Origin of the sequence: Sphingomonas sp. (assembly GCF_039595165.1) — a bacterium.
Lineage (GTDB): Bacteria > Pseudomonadota > Alphaproteobacteria > Sphingomonadales > Sphingomonadaceae > Sphingomonas.
Window position 1 is genome coordinate 1 of record NZ_JBCNMA010000178.1, and the last position, 5,362, is coordinate 5,362.

At 67.3% G+C, this 5,362-nt stretch carries 7 protein-coding genes; 3 read left to right on the plus strand and 4 right to left on the minus strand.

The window, feature by feature from the left end; translation table 11 throughout:
• Positions 1-485: M20/M25/M40 family metallo-hydrolase (locus tag ABDV68_RS18135; RefSeq protein ID WP_343521499.1), on the minus strand; the 485-nt coding region annotated here is incomplete at its 3' end.
• A gap of 105 nt (positions 486-590) precedes the next feature.
• Between ABDV68_RS18135 and ABDV68_RS18140 the strand changes: the two genes are divergently transcribed.
• Positions 591-1,052 carry a nuclear transport factor 2 family protein gene (locus ABDV68_RS18140; RefSeq protein WP_343521500.1) on the plus strand — a complete coding sequence of 154 codons (462 nt, stop codon included), beginning with the start codon at positions 591-593 and terminating at the stop codon, positions 1,050-1,052.
• A 2-nt stretch (positions 1,053-1,054) separates the two neighbouring features.
• Here the strand turns inward: ABDV68_RS18140 and ABDV68_RS18145 are convergent, their stop codons facing one another.
• Positions 1,055-2,014 carry a DUF481 domain-containing protein gene (locus ABDV68_RS18145; protein WP_343521501.1) on the minus strand — a complete coding sequence of 320 codons (960 nt, stop codon included), beginning with the start codon at positions 2,012-2,014 and terminating at the stop codon, positions 1,055-1,057.
• A 187-nt stretch (positions 2,015-2,201) separates the two neighbouring features.
• Between ABDV68_RS18145 and ABDV68_RS18150 the strand changes: the two genes are divergently transcribed.
• Positions 2,202-2,543 (plus strand): hypothetical protein, encoded by a 342-nt coding sequence (locus tag ABDV68_RS18150; protein WP_343521502.1) that lies wholly within the window; start codon positions 2,202-2,204, stop codon positions 2,541-2,543.
• 45 nt (positions 2,544-2,588) lie between these two features.
• On the opposite strand, the gene ABDV68_RS18155 is transcribed toward ABDV68_RS18150, so the two are convergent.
• The gene (locus ABDV68_RS18155) at positions 2,589-3,092 is read right to left on the minus strand and encodes an RNA pyrophosphohydrolase (RefSeq protein WP_343521503.1); all 504 of its coding nucleotides are present in this window, start codon (positions 3,090-3,092) and stop codon (positions 2,589-2,591) included.
• Complete coding sequence (locus ABDV68_RS18160) at positions 3,089-4,063, minus strand: alpha/beta hydrolase (RefSeq protein WP_343521504.1); 975 nt, start codon at positions 4,061-4,063, stop codon at positions 3,089-3,091. Before ABDV68_RS18160 ends, ABDV68_RS18155 begins: the two co-directional genes overlap by 4 nt.
• Before the next feature lie 317 nt (positions 4,064-4,380).
• Between ABDV68_RS18160 and ABDV68_RS18165 the strand changes: the two genes are divergently transcribed.
• The coding region (locus tag ABDV68_RS18165; RefSeq protein ID WP_343521505.1) for an aspartate-semialdehyde dehydrogenase at positions 4,381-5,362 on the plus strand (982 nt) is incomplete at its 3' end.

The window sequence follows — 5,362 nt, forward strand, 5'->3', positions numbered from 1 at the left end:
TCCGAGTTGATCACCACCTCATAGCCGAAGCGTTCCGCGGCGGGGGTGGATTCGACGGCGCGGAGAGCGGCAAGCATCAGCGACAGGCCGGCCTTCATGTCGGCGGCGCCGGGGGCGTTGAGGCGGCCGTCGGGGAGCCAGGCGGCGTTCTGGAAGGGGTGATCGGCGGGGAAGACGGTGTCCATATGGCCGGTGAACAGCATCTGGACCGGCGCTTCGGGGCGGACGCGCAAATGGAGGTGGCGGCCATGGGCGAGCGGAAGGACGTCGCCCTTGCCGTCGACCGTCTCGACCGGGGCGGGCTCGACCAGGGTGAGCTCGCCCGGCAGCGTAGCAAAGGCGCTGGCCAGCATCTCGGCCATGGTGGCGAGGCCGGGCAGGTTGCGGGTGCCGCTGTTGACCGCGACCCACCGCTCGACCTGGGCCAGCATCGGCGCCGCGCGGGCATGCTCGATCGCGGCGATTTCGATTGCGGAAAGGCCCATGCGAGCGGGTGTATCGGTTGATTTGCGGCGGGTGAACCCCCGGCGGGTGAAAAGTATCGAACGATACGGTTGCAGTCACTGTATTGCTATAATAATACAGTTGGGATGAAACAGGTTGCAGCCGTCATAATGCTTCTTTGCGCATCGGCGGCGGACGCCGCGCCTGGTGATGGGGGCGTGCTGGCGGCGGATGCCGCGTTCTGGCGCGCATTCAATCAGTGCGACGCGACGGCGATGGGCCGGCTGCTGGCGCGCGACATCGAATTCTACCATGACAAGACCGGACTGACCGCCGGGCGGGACAAGGTGGTGGAGTCGCTGGTGAAGGGTCCCTGCGGGACACCCGGACTTCACGTACGGCGCGAAGTGGTCGAAGGCAGCGTGGCGGTCGATCCGGTGCCCGGGCAGGGCGCGATCGTGAGCGGGGTGCATCGGTTCTACGCCAAGCAGGGCGACGCTGCGGAACGGCTCGATGGCGATGCGCGGTTCGCGGTGGTGTGGCGCAAGACCGGCACCGGATGGGAGATGGCGCGCGTGCTGAGCTACGCGCACCGGCCGGCGGGATAGGCCTAGAAATCCACCAGCAGCGACGCACGGCTCGTCGTGTCGGTCGTCTTGCGACCGATCGGCGGCATGCTCTCGTAGTTCACGGCGTATGACATCTGCGCGGAGAATGGGCCGAACAGCTTGGCGCGGAGCGCGGTCTTGCCCGTGATCGTGCTGTTCGAACTCTGCACGTAGGCTGCGGCGTCTTGGCTGAAGGTGATCGTGGGCGACAGCTTCCAGTCGAAGTCGAGCTTGCCGCGCGCGGCGAGCTGGCTCTCGACGGTGTCGTCGGTAAGATCGGTGTGACGGAAGGCCGGGCCGAGCTCGACGTCGAGCCGCAGCCCGCCGCTGTCGAGCGCGGTATAGCCGGCGCCCGCAGACAGCGAATAGCGCTGGTCGAAGCCGGCGAAACGATCGCTCTCGAACATCGCCGCGCCATAGATATAGGCGCGGTCCTCCACCTTGTAGTTGAGGTCGTAGGCGGCGATGTAGCGCTCCTGCGCGACGCGCCCGAGGCTCTCCTGATAATCGGCCTGGAGTCGCAGCTTCTGGCGCCACAGGAAGCCGTCGCGCTTGAGATCGAGCACGCCGGTGAGGCCGACCGTCTCCGAGTTGCCGGTGTTGATGTAGCCGCCGAGCTCGGCGCGTCCCTTGACCAGATCGAGGAAGCGCGCCTCGCGCAGGCGGCGCTGCGCGGCCTCGCGGCGCTCGTCCTTCCAGTTGCCGGCGGCGCGCTGGACCAGCTCGGCGCTCGGCTTGTCGCCGGCCTTCGCGTATTTCGCGATGGCGTTGACCGCGGCCTCGTCGCCCGCACGCATCGCGGCGTCGAGCATCGCCTTGATCGCGGGCGGCACCTCGGGCGGGGCTTCCTCTTCCTGCTCCTTCTTCTCGGAAGACACGGCTTCCTGCGCCGCCAGGGCGGTGCCGGGCAGCAGCGAAGCGAGGATCAGCGGGGCGAGCGAGGGGAGGATCTGCCGGCGCATATCGTCCTATTAATTCCGCAATGCGGCAAAATCGAGATCGGGTTTTCGCCTCATCCCCGCTGACCTTGACCGGCGGCGCGGGCAGCGCGAACGCCCGGATGGCTCGACTTCGGATGCAACAGGCCGCGTCGCCGCCCGTAGCCGTCCTAATATCGGCGTGTCGACTCCATCCGGGAAGGGAGTAGCCATGAGCAAAATCACGACATTTGCCGCCAGCCTCGTTCTAGTTGCCGGAACGACCCCTCTTTCATCCGCGAATGCGCAGTCGTGGCCGGTGTTTCATCCGTACAACGCCTGCATCGACCAGCTCATCCTCTATTGCGACGAAGACACCGGCGATGGGGACTATCTGGCGATCGAGGCCTGCGTGATCCAGCATCAGTCCGACTGCGACCATTATATGGACAACTCCTATGGCGGCCTTCAGAACGGAGGCGGCGGCAATGGCGGTTTCGGCGGGTCGACCTTTCCGATGCCGGGCAATGCCTGCTGGGACTATTGCGGACGCATCCGGCCGCCCAGCAGCTGAACGGTCGAACCGGACGGACGCGACCTGCGATCCGTCTCCTTCAGCTCAGGCGTTTCCTACGCCGGTGCCGAGACCGAGCGGCTCGGCGAAGATTTCGAGCAGCCGGGCGTAGAGCTCGCGCTTGAACGGGACGATGACGTGCGGGAGCTCGGCCGGGTCGATCCAACGCCAGGCGCGGAACTCGGGCTCGGCGGTGGCGATGTCGATCGCCTCGTCGCCCGCGGTGAGGCGGAACAGGAACCAGCGCTGGCGCTGGCCGCGCCACTTGCCTTTCCACACCTTGCCGAGGAGGTCGTCGGGGAGGTCGTATTGCAGCTCCTCGGCCGCCGCGGCGACCAACTCGACATGGCCGCGGGCGACGCCAGTCTCCTCCCACAGCTCGCGATAGGCGGCGTCGAGCGCGTCCTCGCCGGGGTCGATCCCGCCCTGCGGCATCTGCCATGCCTCGAGCGTCGAATCGAGGCGCTGGCCGACGAAGACCAGGCCGTCGCGGTTGATGAGCATCACCCCGGCGCAGGGGCGGTAGGGAAGAGCCTCGCGATCGATCATGCCGCGGCCTGCAGCATCACGCGATTGGCCTCGGCCTCGACCAGAACGTCCTTGAACGCGGCGAGCATGCCGGCGACGTCGCCCTGGCCGGAGGGGATCGCCTTGCGCAGGGTGATGAAGCCGTGGATGTTGCCGACGGCCTCGCGGAACACCACCGGCACGCCGGCGGCGATCAGCGCGGCGGCATAGGCGCGGCCCTGGTCGCGGATCGGATCGAGGCTCGCTGTGACGATCACCGCGGGCGGCAGCCCGGCGAGCGATTCATTGACGGTCGGCGTACAACGCGGATGCGCGGTGTCGGCGGCATAGCATTCCGCGAACCACGCCATGCCCTTGCGGGTCAGGAAATAGCCTTCGCCGAACGCGTCGAGCGAGGGATGGTCGGTGCCGAGATCGGCGGCGGGGTAGATCAGCAGCTGGGCGATCACGGGTGCCGCCGCGGGCTTGTCGCGCAGGTCGACTGCGGCGACCGCCGACATCTGCCCGCCCGCGCTGTCGCCGGCGAGCGCGATCGAGGTGACGGCGCGGCCGAGCTCGGCGGGGCTCGAGGCGACCCAGCGCGCGGCAGCCTCGGCATCGTCCGACGCGGCGGGCCAGGGATGCTCGGGGGCAAGGCGGTAGCCGACCGAGATCACCGGCAGGTCGAGCGTGCGCGCCATCTCCGCGGCGATCGACGCGTGGGTGTCGATGTCGCCGATCACGAAGCCGCCGCCATGATAGAAGACCACCGCCGGTCCGGGCTCGCGTGAGGCGCGCGCGTCGAACAGGCGTGCGGGGATCGGGCCGGCGGGCCCGGGGATGGCGAGGTCGAGGACCGTGGCGAGCTCGCCCATGGGCAAGTCGACCAGGTCCTTCATCGCGGCATATTGCGCGCGATATTGTGCGGGCTGGGGCGGCCATTCGCCCTCGGGCATTGCGGCGATCATGTCGAGAAAGGCACGGACATCGGGACGGACGAACGGTTCGGCCAAGGCTTCGTCTCCTGCTTGCGTTACGGCGTTCTAGGCGAGCGCCCACTCGTGCGTCCACGGGGTGAACCGCAACTTCACCGCAACGAAAGAAGAAATTCCCTGTTCCGCGCGCCGCCCGGCTGCTAGGGGCGCGGCATGTTTCGAAAACGGCCCATTATCACCGCCCGGAACGCGACCCGCTGATTCCAGCCGGTCGCGGCGTTCGGGCTGCCGCGAAACATCTTCAGTAGGCGATCCGCCCCGCTGACTTCTCAAACTGAAATGACTATGTCGCTGCCCGAAGCACCGGGCGGCTCGACCGCATGAAAGGGTCTACCATGGGTTATCGTGTCGTCGTCGCAGGGGCCACCGGCAATGTCGGTCGCGAGATGCTCAACATCCTGGCCGAGCGGGAATTCCCGATCGACGAGCTGGCGGTGGTCGCCTCGTCGCGCTCGACCGGCGACATGGTCGACTTCGGCGAGACCGGCAAGCAGTACAAGATCCAGAACATCGAGCATTTCGATCCGGCCGGTTGGGACATCGCGCTGTTCGCGATCGGCAGCGAGGCGACCAAGGTCTATGCCCCCAAGTTCGCCGCGGCGGGCTGCACGGTGATCGACAACAGCTCGCTCTACCGCATGGACCCCGACGTGCCGCTGATCGTGCCCGAGGTGAACCCGGAGGCGATCGACGGCTACAAGGCCAGGAACATCATCGCCAACCCGAACTGCTCGACCGCGCAGATGGTGGTGGCGCTGAAGCCGCTGCATGACGCGGCGGGGGTCAAGCGCGTCGTCGTCTCGACCTATCAGTCGGTGTCGGGCGCGGGCAAGGCGGGGATGGACGAGCTGTTCGAGCAGTCGCGCAACATCTTCGTCGGCGATCAGGCAGAGCCCAAGAAGTTCACCAAGCAGATCGCGTTCAACGTGATTCCGCACATCGACAGCTTCCTCGACGACGGGTCGACCAAGGAAGAGTGGAAGATGGTGGTCGAGACCAAGAAGATCCTCGACCCCAAGGTCAAGGTGATCGCGACCTGCGTGCGCGTGCCGGTGTTCGTCGGGCACAGCGAGGCGGTGCATGTCGAGCTCGAGCGCGAGCTGCCGGCCGAGGACGCGCAGAAGATCCTGCGCGAGGCGCCGGGCGTAATGCTGGTCGACAAGCGCGAGGACGGCGGATACGTGACCCCGGTCGAGTGCGTCGGCGACTATGCGACCTTCGTCAGCCGCGTGCGCGATGACTCCACCGTCGAGAACGGCCTCGCCTTCTGGTGCGTCAGCGACAACCTCCGCAAGGGCGCGGCGCTCAACGCGGTGC

Coding starts and splice junctions, on each gene's coding strand:
- ABDV68_RS18140 (WP_343521500.1), top strand. CDS start 591: ATGAAACAGGTTGCAGCCGTCATAATGCTTCTTTGCGCATCGGCGGCG.
- ABDV68_RS18145 (WP_343521501.1), bottom strand. CDS start 2,014: ATGCGCCGGCAGATCCTCCCCTCGCTCGCCCCGCTGATCCTCGCTTCG.
- ABDV68_RS18150 (WP_343521502.1), top strand. CDS start 2,202: ATGAGCAAAATCACGACATTTGCCGCCAGCCTCGTTCTAGTTGCCGGA.
- ABDV68_RS18155 (WP_343521503.1), bottom strand. CDS start 3,092: ATGATCGATCGCGAGGCTCTTCCCTACCGCCCCTGCGCCGGGGTGATG.